Source organism: Xanthomonas sp. CFBP 8443 (assembly GCF_025666195.1).
GTDB lineage: Bacteria > Pseudomonadota > Gammaproteobacteria > Xanthomonadales > Xanthomonadaceae > Xanthomonas_A.
This window is the reverse complement of the sequence record NZ_CP102592.1, coordinates 4,509,146-4,525,474: the sequence shown is the minus strand read 5'-3', so window position 1 is coordinate 4,525,474 and position 16,329 is coordinate 4,509,146. Positions and strand designations below refer to the sequence as shown.

Genomic DNA, 16,329 nt, shown 5'->3' with positions numbered 1-16,329 from the left:
CTGTATCTCCGCATCTGCCGCAAGTCCAATTCATCAGGTGACGGCCATGACTGTTCAAGCAGATGTCGCAACTCACAATCCCGGCGGCGGCCGCGGCCGCATCATCCAGGACTGGCGTCCCGAGGACCCGGCCTATTGGGCAAGCACCGGCCGGCGCATCGCCACGCGCAACCTGGCGATCTCCGTCCCTTCGCTGCTGCTGGCGTTCTCGATCTGGATGCTGTTCTCGGTGGTGAGCGTGAACCTGCCGCGCGCGGGCTTCGCCTTCGACACCAACCAGCTGTTCCTGCTGGTGGCGCTGCCGAGCCTGTCGGGGGCGACGCTGCGGATCTTCTATTCGTTCGTGATTCCGTTGTTCGGCGGGCGCCGCTGGACAGCGCTGTCCACCGCCCTGTTGCTGATCCCAGCGCTGTGGCTGGGCTTCGCGGTGCAGAATCCGAACACGCCGTACTGGGTGTTCGTGGCCATCGCCATCTGCTGCGGCCTGGGTGGCGCGAACTTCTCGTCCTCGATGTCCAACATCTCGTTCTTCTATCCGAAGGCGCGACAGGGCTTCGCGCTGGGCATGAACGCCGGGCTGGGCAACCTGGGCGTGTCGGTGACGCAGTTCGTGGTGCCGCAGGTGATTGCCTTCGGCATCTTCGGCGCGTTGTCTGGCGCGCCGCAACAGGTCAAGGACGGCACGGCACTGTTCCTGCAGAACGCCGGCTTCCTGTGGGTGCCGCTGTTGCTGGCCTGCGTCGTCGCGGCGTGGTTCGGCATGAACGACATCGCCAGCGTGCGCTCGTCCTTCGCTCAGCAGGCGCTGATCTTCCGGCGCAAGCACAACTGGCTGATGTGCTGGCTGTACGTCGGCACCTTCGGTTCGTTCATCGGCTTCTCGGCCGGGTTCCCGATGCTGATGAAGACCCAGTTCCCCGAGGTCAACGCGCTGGCCTATGCGTTCCTCGGCCCGCTGGTCGGCGCACTGACGCGTCCGCTGGGCGGCATGCTGGCCGACCGCCTGGGCGGGGCGCGGATCACCTTCTGGGTGTTCGCGCTGATGGCTGCGGCGGTGTTCGCGGTACTGCACTTCCTGCCCGGCGCGCACGGCGCAGGCAACTTCTTCGGTTTCCTGGCCTCGTTCCTGGCGCTGTTCGTGCTCACCGGCATCGGCAACGGCAGCACGTTCCGGATGATCCCGGTGATCTTCCGCACGCTGCACGAGCGCTGGTCGTCGCGCGCCGATGCGCAGGGCAAGGCCGCGGCGACACGGCAGGCGGGCATCGAATCGGCCGCGGTGGTCGGGTTCTCCGGCGCGATCGGCGCCTATGGCGGATTCTTCATTCCCAAGAGCTATGGCTCGTCGATCGCCCTGACCGGCGGTCCGGAGGCGGCGCTGTACGTGTTCGTCGCCTTCTATTGCACCTGCCTGGCGGTGACTTGGTGGTGGTACTACCGGCGCGGTGCCGAGGTTCCGTGCTGATCCGGCCGCCTGGCCGCGCAACGATTGGAAACACCCAAGCCACGATGCACACATTAGCGATGGGAGAGGCACGATGAGTTATTTCCTGGACCGGCTGCAGTTCTTCAAGCGAGCGCCAGAGCGCTTCGCCGACGGACACGGGGTCACCAAGAGCGAGAGCCGCGAGTGGGAGAACGGTTACCGCGCCCGTTGGCAGTACGACAAGATCGTGCGGTCCACCCACGGCGTGAACTGCACCGGCTCGTGCAGCTGGAAGATCTACGTCAAGAATGGGCTGGTGACCTGGGAGACGCAGCAGACTGACTACCCGCGCACGCGCCCGGACCTGCCCAACCACGAGCCGCGCGGCTGCCCGCGCGGCGCCAGCTACTCCTGGTACCTGTACAGCGCCAACCGGCTGAAGTACCCGCTGGTGCGCGGCGCGTTGCTGCGCATGTGGCGGCAGGCGCGCAAGACGCTCTCGCCCGTGGACGCGTGGGCCAGCATCGTCGAGGATCCGGCCAAGGCCATCGCGTACAAGTCGCGGCGCGGCATGGGCGGCTTCGTGCGCGTGCAGTGGGACGAGGCCAACGAGATCATCGCCGCGTCCAATCTGTACACGGTCAAGGAGTACGGCCCGGACCGGGTGATCGGCTTCTCGCCGATCCCGGCGATGTCGATGGTGTCCTATGCCGCCGGCGCGCGTTACCTGTCGCTGCTGGGCGGCGCCTGCCTGTCGTTCTACGACTGGTACTGCGACCTGCCGCCGGCCTCGCCGCAGGTCTGGGGCGAGCAGACCGACGTGCCGGAATCGGCCGATTGGTACAACAGCCGCTACATCATCGCCTGGGGTTCGAACGTGCCGCAGACGCGCACCCCGGACGCGCACTTCTTCACCGAGGCGCGCTACAACGGCACCAAGACCGTGGCAGTCACGCCCGATTACTCGGAAGTGGCCAAGCTCACCGACCACTGGCTGCACCCCAAGCAGGGCACCGACGCGGCGCTGGCGATGGCGTTCGGCCATGTGATTCTGCGCGAGTTCCACGTCGACAGCCCCTCGCAGTACTTCACCGACTATTGCCGGCAGTATTCGGACATGCCGCTGCTGGTGCGGCTGGAGCGTCGCGCGGATGGACGCCTGGTGGCGGGGCGCTACCTGCGCGCCAGCGACCTGGGCGGCCTGGGCGAGGACAACAACCCGGAATGGAAGACGCTGGCGTGGGACGAAGCCAGCGGCCGCATCGTGGTGCCGAAAGGCTCGATCGGCTTCCGCTGGGGCGAGCAGGGCAAGTGGAACATCGAACAGCAGGACAGCGCCGGCGCTGCGACCCGCTTGCGGCTGAGCCTGAAGGACGATCACGAGGCGATCGAGGCGGTCAGCTTTCCGTATTTCGGCGGCATCGAGAGTGCACCGTGGACAGCGTCCACGTTCCAGGACGTGCTCGAACGCAATGTGCCGGTGCGCCGCCTGCAAGGCGCCGACGGCACGATCGAGGTGACCACGGTGTACGACCTGCTGCTGGCGCAGTACGGCGTGGATCGCGGCTTCGGCGGCGGCAACGTGGCCACCAGCTTTGACGAGGACGTGCCCGGTACGCCGGCCTGGCAGGAACGCATCACCGGGGTGCCGCGTGCCGACGTGATCGAGATCGCGCGCGAATTCGCGCGTACCGCCGACAAGACCCGCGGGCGCAGCATGATCATCGTCGGTGCGGCGGTGAACCACTGGTACCACAACGACATGAACTATCGCGGCCTGATCAACATGCTGGTCATGTGCGGCTGCATCGGCCAGACCGGCGGCGGCTGGTCGCATTACGTCGGTCAGGAGAAGCTGCGCCCGCAGACCGGCTGGCAGCCGCTGGCGTTCGGACTGGACTGGAGTCGTCCGCCGCGGCACATGAACGGGACCTCGTTCTTCTATTTCAATTCGGACCAGTGGCGCTACGAGAAGCTGGAGGTGAAGGAAATCCTGTCGCCGCTGGCGGACCCGAGCAAGTTCACCGGCACCATCGCCGACCTCAACCTGCGCGCGATCCGCATGGGTTGGTTGCCGAGCGCGCCGCAGCTGGACCGCAATCCGTTGCAGCTGACCCGCGAGGCCGAGCGCGCCGGCGTGGCGCCGGCCGAGTACGCGCTGACGAAGCTGAAGGATGGCACGTTGGATTTCGCCTACGCCGATCCGGATTCGCCGCAGAACTTCCCGCGGGTGATGTTCATCTGGCGCTCCAACCTGCTCGGTTCCTCCGGCAAGGGCCACGAGTACATGCTCCGTCACTTCCTGGGCACCCGCCACGGCGTGCAGGGCAAGGACCTTGGCGAGGAGGGCGCGCGCAAGCCGGACGAGGTGAAGTGGCACGACGCGCCGGCCGAGGGCAAGCTCGACCTGCTGGTGACGCTGGACTTCCGCATGTGCACGACCGCGCTGTACTCGGACATCGTGCTGCCAACCGCCACCTGGTACGAGAAGGACGATCTCAATACCTCGGACATGCACCCGTTCATCCACCCGCTGTCCAAGGCGGTGGACCCGGCCTGGGAATCGCGCAGCGACTGGGACATCTTCAAGGGCGTGGCCAGGACGCTGAGCGCGATGGCGCCCGGCGTGCTGGGCGTGGAGCAGGACCTGGTGCTGGTGCCGATCCTGCACGACACCCCCAACGAACTGGCGATGCCGATGGGCGTGACCGACTGGACCAGGGGCGAGTGCGAGGCGGTGCCGGGCAGAACCATGCCGTCGATGACGGTGGTCGAGCGTGACTATCCGAACCTGTACAAGAAGTTCGCCTCGCTCGGCCCGCTGCTGGACAAGCACGGCAACGGCGGCAAGGGCATGAACTGGGATACCCGCGACGAGGTGGCCTTCCTCGGCAAGCTCAACCATACCGTGCTGGAGGACGGCGTCAGCCACGGACGTCCGGCGATCGAGTCGGCGATCGACGCCTGCGAGGTGATCCTGCACCTGGCGCCGGAAACCAATGGCCACGTCGCGGTGAAGGCATGGGAATCGCTGGGCAAGTTCACCGGCCGCGAGCACACCCATCTTGCGGTGGGCAAGGAGCACGAGGCGATCCGCTTCCGCGACATCCAGGCGCAGCCGCGCAAGATCATCTCCTCGCCGATCTGGTCGGGGCTGGAGGACGACCACGTCAGCTACAACGCCGGCTACACCAACGTCCACGAGCTGATCCCGTGGCGCACCCTGACCGGGCGCCAGCAGTTCTACCAGGATCACGAGTGGATGATCGCCTTTGGCGAAGGCTTCATGGGCTATCGCCCGCCTGTGGACACCAAGGCCGCCGCGCCGATGCTCGGGCGCAAGCCGAACGGCAACAAGGAGATCGTGCTGAACTGGATCACCCCGCACCAGAAGTGGGGCATCCACAGCACCTACAGCGACAACCTGATCATGCAGACGCTCTCGCGCGGCGGCCCGATCGTGTGGCTCAGCGAGGACGACGCGCGCAGCGCCGGCATCGTCGACAACGACTGGATCGAGCTGTTCAACGTCAACGGCGCGATCGCCGCGCGCGCGGTGGTCAGCCAACGGGTGATGTCCGGCATGGCGATGATGTACCACGCGCAGGAACGCATCATCAACACGCCCGGGTCGGAGGTCACCGGCACCCGCGGCGGCATCCACAACTCGGTCACACGAGTGGTACTCAAGCCCACCCACATGATCGGCGGCTACGCGCAGCTGTCCTACGGCTTCAACTACTACGGCACCTGTGGCACCAACCGCGACGAGTTCGTGGTGGTGCGCAAGATGGACAAGGTCGATTGGCTGGATGGCGAATCCGCGAAGGTCGCGGCAGGGGAGGTGGCGTGATGAAAGTTCGTGCGCAAATCGCGATGGTGTTGAACCTGGACAAGTGCATCGGCTGCCATACCTGCTCGATCACCTGCAAGAACGTATGGACCTCGCGCGAGGGCGTGGAATACGCCTGGTTCAACAACGTCGAAACCAAGCCCGGCGTGGGCTATCCCAAGGAATGGGAGAACCAGGACAAGTGGAACGGCGGCTGGGTGCGGACCGCCGCCGGCAAGCTGATCCCACGCGCCGGCGGACGTTTCCGGATGCTGGCGAAGATCTTCGCCAACCCCGACCTTCCGCAGATCGACGACTACTACGAGCCGTTCGAGTTCGACTACCAGCACCTGCATACCGCCCCGGACGTCAAGCACCAGCCCACCGCGCGCCCGCGCTCGCTGATCAGCGGCCAGCGCATGGAGAAGATCGAGTGGGGGCCGAACTGGGAGGAAATCCTCGGCACCGAGTTCGCCAAGCGATCCAAGGACCGCAATTTCGACAACGTACAGAAGGAGATCTACGGCGCGTTCGAGAAGACCTTCATGATGTACCTGCCGAGGCTGTGCGAACACTGCCTGAATCCTGCCTGCGTGTCGGCGTGTCCATCGGGCGCGATCTACAAGCGCGAGGAGGACGGCATCGTGCTGATCGACCAGGACAAGTGCCGCGGCTGGCGCATGTGCGTGTCGGCCTGCCCATACAAGAAGATCTACTACAACTGGAAGAGCGGCAAGTCGGAGAAGTGCATCTTCTGCTACCCACGCATCGAGATGGGCGAACCGACCGTGTGTTCGGAAACCTGCGTCGGCCGCATCCGCTACCTGGGGGTGATGCTGTACGACGCCGACCGCATCCAGAGCGCCGCCGCGGTGCCGGCCGAAAAGGATCTGTACCAGGCGCACCTGGACATCTTCCTGGACCCGGAAGACCCGCAGGTGATCGCCGCCGCACGCGCCGAGGGCATCCCGGATAGCTGGCTGCAGGCGGCCAAGGCCTCGCCGGTGTACAAACTGGCGATCGACTGGAAGCTGGCGCTGCCGCTGCATCCGGAATACCGCACGCTGCCGATGGTGTGGTACGTGCCGCCGCTGTCGCCGATCCAGTCGGCGGCCGAGCGCGGCCACATCGGCATGAACGGCGAGCTGCCGGACATCGCATCGCTGCGCATTCCGGTGCGCTATCTGGCCAACCTGCTGTCGGCCGGCGACGAGGCGCCGGTGGTGCGCGCGCTGGAGCGGTTGATGGCGATGCGCGCGTGGCGCCGCGCCAAGAACGTGGACGGCGTGGAAGACCTCGCGGTGCTGCAGCAGGCCGGACTCAGCGTGGCGCAGGCCGAGTCGATGTACCGGTACCTGGCGATCGCCAACTACGAGGACCGCTTCGTGATCCCCACCGCACATCGCGAGTACGCCAACGACGCCTTCGGCGAGCGCGGCGGTTGCGGCTTCACCTTCGGCAATGGCTGCAATGGCGACAGCGCGGCGGACCTGTTCGGCAACCGCAAGCCCACCGGCCACACGGTGCCGTCGCCCAATCGGCGCGGAACCGAGGAGGTGGTGCGATGAGCCTGCTCAAGCTGATCGGCGTGCTGATGGATTATCCGCAGGACGCTCTCTGGCAACACGGCGAGGAACTGCTGCAGGCGGCCGACGATCCGGCCTTGTCGGCGCCGCGCCGCGCCGCGCTGTGCGGCTTCGTGCAGGAGCTGCTGGCCGAGGACCCGCTCGCGGTCCAGGACCGCTGGCTGTCCATGTTCGACCGCGGCCGGGCGATGAGCCTGCTGCTGTTCGAGCACATCCACGGCGAGTCCCGCGATCGCGGCCAGGCGATGGTCGACCTGATCGAAGCCTACCGCAGCAACGGTTTCGAGCTGTCCGCGCGGGAGCTGCCGGACTACCTGCCGCTGCTGCTGGAATACTTGGACCAGCGGCCCGACGCGGAGGCGCGCGACTGGCTGGGCCATGTCGGCCATATCGTCGGCCTGCTGGCGGCGCGCGCCGCCGAGCGCGAGAGCGGCTACGCGCTGCTGTTCGAGTTGCTGCTGGAATACGCCGATGGCGAAGTGAACCTGGCGCTGCTGCGCAAACGTGCCAGCGGCGAGGCGCGCGACGACTCGCCCGAGGCGATGGACCGGTTGTGGGAAGAAGAAGCGGTGCGCTTCGGCGCGCAGGCGCCGGGCGAAGACTGCAAGCCGGTCCCGCGGCCCGTCGCAGGCATCCAGGCCATCAACGAGGTGAAGCCATGAACCACTTGCATCAGTTCGCATTCCAGATCTATCCGTACATCGCGCTGGCGGTGTTCTTCGTCGGCAGCTGGGTGCGCTTCGACAAGTCCATGTACACCTGGCGCACCGGCTCCAGCCAACTGCTGTCCGACCGCGGCATGCGCATCGGCAGCAACTGCTTCCATGTCGGCGTGCTGGCGATCCTGGGCGGACACCTGGTCGGATTGTTGACGCCACACGCGCTGTACGAGCACTTCATCACTGCTCCGCAGAAGCAATTGCTGGCGATGGTCGTCGGCGGCGTGTTCGGCGCGCTCTGCTTCGTCGGCATCGCCATCTTGCTGGTGCGCCGGCTGACCAATCCGCGCGTGCGCGCCACCGGTACCTTCGGCGATACGCTGGTACTGGTGCTGCTGTTCGCACAGTTGGTGCTGGGCATGATCAGTATCGGCTACTCGACGCAACACATGGACGGCGCAGTGATGATCCGGCTCGGCGAATGGGCGCAGCACATCGTCACTTTCCGCTGGGGCGCGGCCGACTACATCAGCGACGTTTCCTGGGTGTACAAGACCCACGTGTTTCTGGGGATGACCCTGTTCCTGATCGCCCCGTTCACCCGCCTGGTGCACGTCTGGAGCATTCCGCTGAGCTACCTGTGGCGTCCGTACCAGGTGGTGCGGCGGCGTCAGGCGCCGCTGAACTACGACAGGAGGCGCTGAACATGGCCGCCACCTTGTCCGTGCCGCGGCGCCTGCCGCTCACCGTGATCGATTCGCAGCAGCCGGTGGCGGAGGAGGCGCACGCGCACCACGACGATGCGGATGCTGGCCCGCGCACGCTGGGCGCGCCGGCGCCGTGCCTGCTGTTCGTCGGCGACACGCCGATCAGCGAGGCGGATATCGCGCAGGAGATGCAGTTCCACCGCGCGATGCGGCCGCAGGTGTCGCGCGCGGCCGCGGCGCGCGCGCTGGTGGTGCGCGAACTGCTGCGCCGCGAGTGCGAGCGCCTGGGATTGGCGGCGCAACTGCCTGCCGACGGGCGCGAATCAGCCGAGGAGGCCACGATACGCATGCTGCTCGAGGGCGAGATCGAGCAGCGGGTGCCGGACGAGCAGGCCTGCGCGCGGTACTACGCGCAGAACGCCGAGCGCTTCCGCTCGCCGGACCGGGTCAAGGCCAGACATATCCTGTTCGCGGCGCCGGCCGACGATGTGGGCGGGCGCCACGAGGCGCGCCGCCGCGGCGAGAGCCTGATTGTCGAACTGCAGCAGCGCCCGGAGTTGTTCGCCGATTTCGCCATGCGCCATTCCGACTGCCCATCGCGCGAGCAGGGCGGCGAGCTGGGCTGGCTGCAGCGCGGGCAGACCACGCCGGAGTTCGACCGCCAACTGTTCCGCCTGCGCCAGGGCCTGGCCGGGTTCCCGATGGAATCGCGCTGGGGCTATCACGTCGTCGTCGTCGACGACATCGAGCCGGGCCTGCCGCAGACCTTCGAGCAGGTGCATCGGCGGATCGCCGACTACCTCGAACTGCAGTCGCGGCAACGCGATCTGCAACGCTACCTGCAGCTGTTGCAGGAACACTACGGGGTGAGCGGCCTGGATGCCATCGAGGCGGAAGCGGAGGCCTGAGCCGGCATGGCCTCCCGCCATCCCTCCAACCGCCCAAGATGCAGGCAGGCGCGCCTGTGCCTTTCACTACGAATGCAGACCATGCGATGAACGCCGTCCTTCCCTCCGCTGCCCAGCAGCGCGCCTTGTGGCTCAGTACCTTCGCCTTCACCACGTGCTTCGCGGTATGGATGATCTTCTCGATCGTCGGCATCCAGATCAAGCAGCAACTGGGACTCAACGACACCCAGTTCGGCCTGCTCATCGCCACGCCGGTACTGAGCGGTTCGCTGATCCGGGTGAACCTGGGCGTGCTGACCGACCAGATCGGCGGCCGACGCCTGCTGACCGCGGTGATGTTGTGCGCGGCGGCGTCCACCTGGCTGCTGACCTATGCGCGCAGCTACCCGCAGTTCCTGTTGGCGGCGCTGTTCGTCGGCATCGCCGGCGGCGCGTTCTCGGTCGGCGTCGCCTACGTCTCCAAGTGGTTCCCGGCGGCGAAGCAGGGCACCGCGCTGGGCGTATTCGGCGCCGGCAACATCGGTGCGGCCGTGACCAAGCTTCTGGCGCCAATGCTGATGGTGGCGGCCGGCTGGACCACGGTGGCGAAGGTATGGGCCGTGGCGCTGGCGGTGATGGCGGTGATCTTCTACCTGTGCACCCAGGAAGATCCCTCGCAGGCCGAACGCAAGCGCTCGGGCGTCAAGCCGATGTCGTTCCGCGAGCAGATGCGGCCGCTGGCGAAGCTGCAGGTGTGGCGCTTCTCGCTCTACTACTTCTTCGTGTTCGGCGCGTTCGTGGCGTTGGCGTTGTGGTTGCCGCGCTACCTGATCGGCGCCTACGGCATGGACATCCGCCAGGCCGGCCTGGTCGCGGCCTGCTATTCGATCCCGGCGAGCCTGTTCCGCATCGCTGGCGGCCTGCTGTCGGACCGCTATGGCGCGCGCCGGGTGATGTACTGGACGCTGAGCGTATCGGTAGTGTGCACCTTCCTGCTGGCGTACCCGGATACCCGTTACGTGATCAAGGGCATCGACGGCGACATCGCCTTCCACCTGGCGGTTGGCGTGGTCCCATTCACCGTGCTGGTGTTCGTGCTCGGCTTCTTCATGTCGCTGGGCAAGGCCGCGGTGTTCAAGCACATTCCGGCCTACTACCCGCAGCACGTCGGCGCGGTCGGCGGCGTGGTCGGCATGATCGGCGGGTTGGGGGGCTTCGTGCTGCCAATCGCCTTCGGTGCGATGAACGACCTGATCGGGGTGTGGACCAGCTGTTTCATGCTGTTGTTCGTGCTGGTGAGCATCGCCCTGGCGTGGATGCACTTCGCGGTCCGGCGCATGGAGCATCGCCAGCATCCCGGCCTGCGCGCGCAGACCGACCTGCCGGAGATCGCCGAGGCCGCCGCCGCAGCGAACGCACCTCTGGCCTGAACCGCCTGCAGCGACGCCTGAGACAGGACGGCGCCCACGGTTGCGGGGCGAGCCGCTCGGTCTGCTGCGCATCCGAGACGTCGGCGCAGCCATTCGCAACACCGCTCGCCCCGGCGCACGGTCGCCACCCGATCGCGATCGTCGCGTTCGAGCGCCGACTTGATCTTGATCAGGGCCTGGCTGGCAAGTGGCCGCTAACGTGTCCGGCATGGAATGCTCCCCGTTCGCGATCGACCGGGCTGCTCTGGCACGCTACCTGCCTGCAGCACCGCACTGGCCGTTGCATCCGCCTTGCGCGCACTACGTCTGCGGCTTCGGCGATGCCGATTTCGCCAAGACGGTGCGGGTCGGCAACGACCACCTGATCCCGCGCTCGCTGACGTTGTGCTTCGGCGCTCCGCGGGGCGGGTCGCCGATCGCGCCGGGCGAGTACCTGCACTGCCTGTTGCGCGCGCTGGCGCGGAGCGCGGCGCTGTTCGACGAGGATCGCGAAGTGCTGTACATCGTGCTGGGCGAAGGCTTGCCCGAGCTGATCGGCTGCGGCGGCGTGGCGCGCTTGCTCAATGCGATCCCGCAGTCGCTGCGCACGGTCGCACGCGCGGACGTGGCCGTGCTGTTGCGGCCAGGCAATTCGGTGGCGGCGCGTTCGCTGGTGGCCGCGGGCTGTACCCGCGGGGTACTGCTCGACGACGGCACCGCGTCCGCGGCGTCGCGGCTGGCCGCGCGCGAGGCAATCGCCGGCGCCGGCTTTGCCGCCACCGGTCACGTGCTGGCCGGATACCCGGATGCCTTGCGGCTGGAGGAGGTATTGTCGTGGCGACCGGATCGGGTGGGACTGGCCTGGCTGGCGGCGGTCGGTCCCACGCTGCCGCGCCTGCTGGCCGATGCGGTGCAACGGCTCGGCGAGGCCGGCTATGCGCCTGCCGGGGCGGACACCTTCGCCGTGGCGTCCAGCCCGCCCTGGCGCCGCGGCAGCCGTGCGCAGTATTGCGACCTGACCGGAACGGTGCGCGCCGAGCGCACCGACCTGATCGGCATCGGTGCGGGGGCGGAGAGCCAGCTGGGCGAGGTGTTCTGCCAGGCGATCGGCGATCCGGCGCGCTGGTGCGCGGCCGTCGCCGCCGGGCGGCTGGGCATCGAGCGCGGGCTGGTGCAGTCGCAGGACGAGGCCATGCGCGCGGAGATCATGCAGTCGCTGGCCTGCGACTACCGGCTGGATGCGCGGGCGACGCAACGCACCGATGCCATGCCGTTCCACGACGAATTCGCGCTGGCGCTGGCGCGGCTGCGACCGCTGGAGGAGCAGGGGCTGGTCAGCTGGAACGACCAGGTGCTGTCGCTGTCATTCACCGGCGCGCTGCTATGGCGTATCGTTGCCGCATGTTTTCAGCATCCAGCGTCGGCTCCCTAGCCGGTAACCCGTCGCCGCATTGCGGCAGCCCCGTTCGCGTGTCCAGGTGCGGCCGATGACGTCGTCCGCTCCCCCGCTCAATCCGGCCGCGTCGAGCGATGGCGACGAGCTGCGCTTCTGCTCGACCTGCGCGTTCTCCGATGCCTGCATCTCGCAGGGCTACGACAAGTCGATGCTTTCCGAACTGCATGTGCTGGTGGATCATGTCGGCCCGTTCCATGCCGGCGACTACATCTTCCGCACCGGCGAGGAATTCCGCGCCATCGCCGCGGTCCGGGCCGGCATGGTCAAGACCTTCGTCAACGACAGCAACGGCAACGAGCAGGTACTGGGCTTCAGCCTGCCGGGCGAAGTGATCGGGCTCAACGCGATCCATTCCTCGCGCTTTCCCTGCAACGCTGTGGCGCTGGACACGGTGCTGCTGTGCCAGTTCTCCTTTCCCAAGATGACCCTGCTGGCCTCGCGCATGCCCGGCCTGCAGGCCAAGCTGTTCAGCCTGCTCAGCGCGGAGATCGGCAAGGCGTCGATGCTGGCCGCCGACTACCGCACCGAAGAGCGCATGGCCGCATTCCTGCTCGACCTGTCGCGGCGCTACGCGCAGCGGGGCTTCTCGGCCACGCGTTTCAACCTGACCATGGCGTGCACCGAGATCGCCAACTACCTGCGCATGGCGCCGGAAACGGTCAGCCGCGTGCTGCGCCGGCTCGGCGACGACGGCATCATCGCGATCAAGCAGCGCGAAGTGGTGTTGCGCGATCCGGCGCGGCTGGAGGCGTTCGCATCCGGCGGGGGGAGCCCGTAGCCGGATGCTCCTAGATCGCGTCGCTCGCGGCGCGGCCAGCGACACGTGCCGCATGCGCTGTCCTGTGCGCTCCTGCAATGCACGAATGTGAGCCCCGGTCCGCTTGACTGCGGTCAAGGCGGTGCCGCGTACCGCGGCCTACAGTGTCGGTGTCCCGGATGCGACCGCAGTTGCGCGGCGCGACGGTGCATGCACGAGAGACCGCCATGTCCATCCATTCCGAAACGCCGCTGACGGCGGAACGTATCGCACTGATGCAGGCCGCGTTGCGAACCACCGATCCTGGCGCCGAACTCAGCATCGATCGGGCCAGCGGCCAGCTCGACATCGTGACCTCGCTGCCGGCGCACGAGGTGCTGGCGGTGCTCGGCAGCTTCGGCGCGAAGCCCGAACTGGTCGCCGATGGCGATGCGCCAGCGGACGGTGGCGGCTGCTGCGGGTGCTGTGGCGGATGAACGCGCGGCGGCACGCTGCATCCGCGCGCGCCACCGCCACGTCGGTTGCGTCACCACCTAGGCACACGAGCGCACTCCACCCGCCGGTACCGCGCCGGCTGCCGATCTGTCCCAACCGCAACGGCAGCGCCATGCGGCAATGCCTGATCTGCGATGTCGGCGCGCTCTGCCTGGCGCGTGGTCACGAGCAGCGTGTGCACGACATGCACCTGCACGTCGTGCACAGCGGCCCGTACCCGGCGGGCGCGTGCCTGTTCCACGAAGGCGATCCGATGTTGGCGTTGCTGGTGGTGCGCAGCGGCACGGTCAAGCTGGTCGTCGGCGCGCCGTCGAGCGAGGAACAGATCCTCGGTTTCGCGATGCCCGGAGACGTGATCGGGCTGGACGCCATCCACGCCGAACGCCACGGCTGCAGCGCGCGCGTGCTCGAGGCCACATCGCTGTGCCGCCTGCCGCTGGCCACGGTCACGCGGTTGACCGAGACCGTTCCCGGCCTGCAGCGCAACCTGTTGGACCTGCTCAGCCGCCGCCTCGATCGGAGTACCCGCCTGCTGATCGGGCGCTACGAGGCAGACCAGCGCCTGGCCGCCTTCCTCATGCTGCTGTCGCAGCATGCGCAACGGCGCGGGCTGTCCGCGCAGCGGCTGCACCTGGGAATGCCGCGCACGGACATCGCCAACTACCTGCGGCTCACTCCGGAAACCGTGAGCCGCACATTCCGGCGCTTGCAGTTGCGGCGGCTGATCGAGGTGAGCAGGCGCGAGCTGCAACTGCTCGACCTGGCGGCGTTGCATCAGATGGGTGGCGCACTGCTGCCGGCCTGACGCGCCATAGTGTGCCATGGAGCGCCGGTTGGCCTTTGGCGACGTGGGATTTGCGAAGCATGCCAGTGGCGCGTCCCGCCCGCGATGGTGCGCTCAGCCGCCCTTGCCGTCGGGGCGCGGACTCAGGTAGATGCGGCCGATCCGGGCTACCCAGGGAGCCAGCGCCAGCAGCCAGCCGACGGCGGCCGCCACCTGCCAGCGCAACGGGTCCGGTGTCAGTTCGGCGACGACCCGCATCGTGGCCACACCCTGGATCGCGGCGAACGCGAACCAGGCCACCGGCGGCATCGTCAGCGGGCGGCCGGAATGGCCCTGCGTCACCCGCGTCACCATCGCCACCAGCAGGCTGCCGAACAGGCCGATGGACAAGGCGTGGATCGGCCCACGGCCCAGCAACAACTGCCCGGTGAGCAGACAGCCCACGCTCTGGACCACGTATAGCGCGTAGGTGACCGGCAACCAGGCCATGCCGATGAACAGCGCGGCCAGCAGACCGGGCATGCAGCCGCGCGGCCACCAGCGCCATAGCGCGTACGCGGCGAGCGCGAGCGCAGGCGCGTCGGCCAGCCATAGCCAGGCGTCGGCGCCGGCCAGGGCCAGCGCCAGGTGCGCGAGCAGCGTTGCCCACATCGCAGCCAGCCACCACAGTGGGCGCCACGCCACGTAACCCGGCACCGCGTTGCCGGCGAAGAACGGGAACATGCGATGGGCGACGCTCAGGTACAGCGGCAGCAGCAGGCCGAAGCTGCCCAACGCGATGTTGGCGGCCATCAGCCTGCTCTCGCCGGCGGCCACGCCCGCGAACGCCAGCAGGCCCAGCCAGCCCAGCAGCAACGCCGCGTAGCACGAGTATGCGTGCCAGGTGCGGCCGCGCTCGGCCTTCAGCAGCCCGCCCAGCACGACCAGCGCACCGCTCCAGCCGGCGATGGCCAGCGCCAGTCCCAACCACAGGCCCGGCGCCCAGCCCAGCATCGCCAGCAGCAGCGCCGCCTGTCCGCCGAACAGCCCGGCGCCGATCGGCACATAGTGTCGGCGCGGCAGTTCCGGCAGTCCCATCCAGCGCGGGAACACGGTCAGCAGGAAGCCGAAAACGAAACTGGGCAGCACCAGGTACTGCATCGCCAATGCATGCAGCCAACCGGCCGGCAACGGCGGTTGCGGCAGCGCCCAGCCGCCGTGCAGGCCGGCCAGCCATAGGGCCCACCAAGCCATCAGCAGCAACAGGTTGCCTGCGCCGACGAAGAACAGCAGTCGATGCGGCGCGCGCGCCAGCATGGCCGGAGAAGGATGCTCATGGGACGCGGGTAGGTTAGGCATGGCCGCTAGTTTCCGGTCGCGACCCGTGCGTGTCCTTGACCTTGGTCAGGCGCCGCCGCGATACCTGGCGGCGTCCGGTAGGAGGCGCTCGCGACTGCGTCGTTAGTGAGTCAAATTGCGAGTCAAAGTGGTGGGCCTTCCTGATGAATTTTTAATTCTTACAATGGCTTGTAGGGTTAATTCGGTTGCTGGTGGGCCACCAACAAGCGGTCCCACGGACGCCTGGTTACGGTGCTGCACGATCTCCTGCCGAGCCTGCCAGCCGATCACGCAAATCTGCTTGGCGGCCGGGGCGCACGAAGAACACTGGAGCAGACGTGAGGGCTGCGTTTGACGTGGCCCGACTTCGTTGCGCGGCTCTGTCTCAGCCTTCCAGCGCCAGTGGCACCACGCGCTGCAGCAGGGCTTCGACCAGGGCCGGGTCGAAGTCCGGCTCGCGCGCAGCCATCAGGGCCAGGCCGTCGGAAAAGCACTGGATCATGGCCGCGGCCAGCTCCAGTTGGTCCGCAGCACGGCTTCGTCCCTGCTTGGCGTCGCGCTGCTGCAGCCAGCCCACGACCATCTGGCGCATGTCCCGGCCGTTGCGCTGCAGGTCGCGCGCGACGTGGACATCGCGCATGCCCAGCGCGGTGATCTCGCTCTGCAGGCCGACATGGAACGCGCTGACCTTGCGGCTGCGCCACAGTTCGAAGGCCGATTGCAGCGTGTCGGCCAGGTCGTCCGCGGCCTGGATCCGCGCCAGGCCCTGGCGACTTTCCTCCAGGTGCTGCTCGATCAGCGCCAATACGATCGCGCGTTTGTTCTGGAAGTAGTGGTAGGGCAGGCCGGTACTCAGGCCCGCGCGCGCTGCGATCTTGGCCATCGACGCGGCCTCGAAACCGTCTTCGATGAAGCACTCGCGCGCGGCGTCGAGGATGCGCTGGCGCTTCTGTCTGGCGTAGTCGTTTTCCGAAGCGGCGTCGCTGCTGGCGAATGAAGGCATGGATTCGCTCG

At 67.6% G+C, this 16,329-nt stretch carries 13 protein-coding genes; 11 read left to right on the top strand and 2 right to left on the bottom strand.

The window, feature by feature from the left end; genetic code table 11:
* Positions 1–46: 46 nt before the first annotated feature.
* From NUG20_RS18815 to NUG20_RS18765, 11 genes are all read left to right on the top strand, one after another.
* Positions 47–1,465 (top strand): NarK family nitrate/nitrite MFS transporter, encoded by a 1,419-nt coding sequence (locus NUG20_RS18815; RefSeq protein ID WP_263395925.1) that lies wholly within the window; start codon positions 47–49, stop codon positions 1,463–1,465.
* Positions 1,466–1,538: 73 nt separating this feature from the next.
* Positions 1,539–5,279, top strand: a complete 3,741-nt coding sequence (locus NUG20_RS18810) for a nitrate reductase subunit alpha (RefSeq protein WP_191825150.1) — start codon at positions 1,539–1,541, stop codon at positions 5,277–5,279.
* On the top strand, positions 5,279–6,826 hold the full coding sequence (gene narH / locus NUG20_RS18805; RefSeq protein WP_191825151.1) for a nitrate reductase subunit beta: 1,548 nt from the start codon (positions 5,279–5,281) through the stop codon (positions 6,824–6,826). Before NUG20_RS18810 ends, narH begins: the two co-directional genes overlap by 1 nt.
* Positions 6,823–7,506, top strand: a complete 684-nt coding sequence (narJ, locus tag NUG20_RS18800; protein WP_191825152.1) for a nitrate reductase molybdenum cofactor assembly chaperone — start codon at positions 6,823–6,825, stop codon at positions 7,504–7,506. The genes narH and narJ overlap by 4 nt, the downstream gene beginning before the upstream one ends.
* Positions 7,503–8,207, top strand: coding sequence for a respiratory nitrate reductase subunit gamma (narI, locus tag NUG20_RS18795; RefSeq protein WP_191825153.1), 705 nt, complete (start codon positions 7,503–7,505; stop codon positions 8,205–8,207). The genes narJ and narI overlap by 4 nt, the downstream gene beginning before the upstream one ends.
* A gap of 2 nt (positions 8,208–8,209) precedes the next feature.
* Positions 8,210–9,118 (top strand): peptidylprolyl isomerase, encoded by a 909-nt coding sequence (locus NUG20_RS18790; RefSeq protein ID WP_191825154.1) that lies wholly within the window; start codon positions 8,210–8,212, stop codon positions 9,116–9,118.
* 86 nt (positions 9,119–9,204) lie between these two features.
* Positions 9,205–10,527, top strand: a complete 1,323-nt coding sequence (locus tag NUG20_RS18785) for an MFS transporter (protein ID WP_191825155.1) — start codon at positions 9,205–9,207, stop codon at positions 10,525–10,527.
* A 208-nt stretch (positions 10,528–10,735) separates the two neighbouring features.
* Positions 10,736–11,938, top strand: a complete 1,203-nt coding sequence (locus NUG20_RS18780) for a coproporphyrinogen III oxidase (protein ID WP_191825156.1) — start codon at positions 10,736–10,738, stop codon at positions 11,936–11,938.
* Positions 11,939–11,993: 55 nt separating this feature from the next.
* Positions 11,994–12,740, top strand: coding sequence for a helix-turn-helix domain-containing protein (locus NUG20_RS18775; protein ID WP_263395924.1), 747 nt, complete (start codon positions 11,994–11,996; stop codon positions 12,738–12,740).
* A 206-nt stretch (positions 12,741–12,946) separates the two neighbouring features.
* Positions 12,947–13,195 carry a hypothetical protein gene (locus NUG20_RS18770; RefSeq protein WP_191825158.1) on the top strand — a complete coding sequence of 83 codons (249 nt, stop codon included), beginning with the start codon at positions 12,947–12,949 and terminating at the stop codon, positions 13,193–13,195.
* Entirely contained in the window at positions 13,192–14,019 is an 828-nt protein-coding gene (locus tag NUG20_RS18765) for a cyclic nucleotide-binding domain-containing protein (RefSeq protein WP_225209861.1), read from the top strand. The genes NUG20_RS18770 and NUG20_RS18765 overlap by 4 nt, the downstream gene beginning before the upstream one ends.
* Before the next feature lie 93 nt (positions 14,020–14,112).
* On the opposite strand, the gene NUG20_RS18760 is transcribed toward NUG20_RS18765, so the two are convergent.
* Entirely contained in the window at positions 14,113–15,336 is a 1,224-nt protein-coding gene (locus NUG20_RS18760) for an NnrS family protein (RefSeq protein ID WP_191825160.1), read from the bottom strand.
* Positions 15,337–15,700: 364 nt separating this feature from the next.
* Entirely contained in the window at positions 15,701–16,318 is a 618-nt protein-coding gene (locus NUG20_RS18755) for a TetR/AcrR family transcriptional regulator (protein ID WP_263395923.1), read from the bottom strand.
* Positions 16,319–16,329 lie beyond the last annotated feature (11 nt).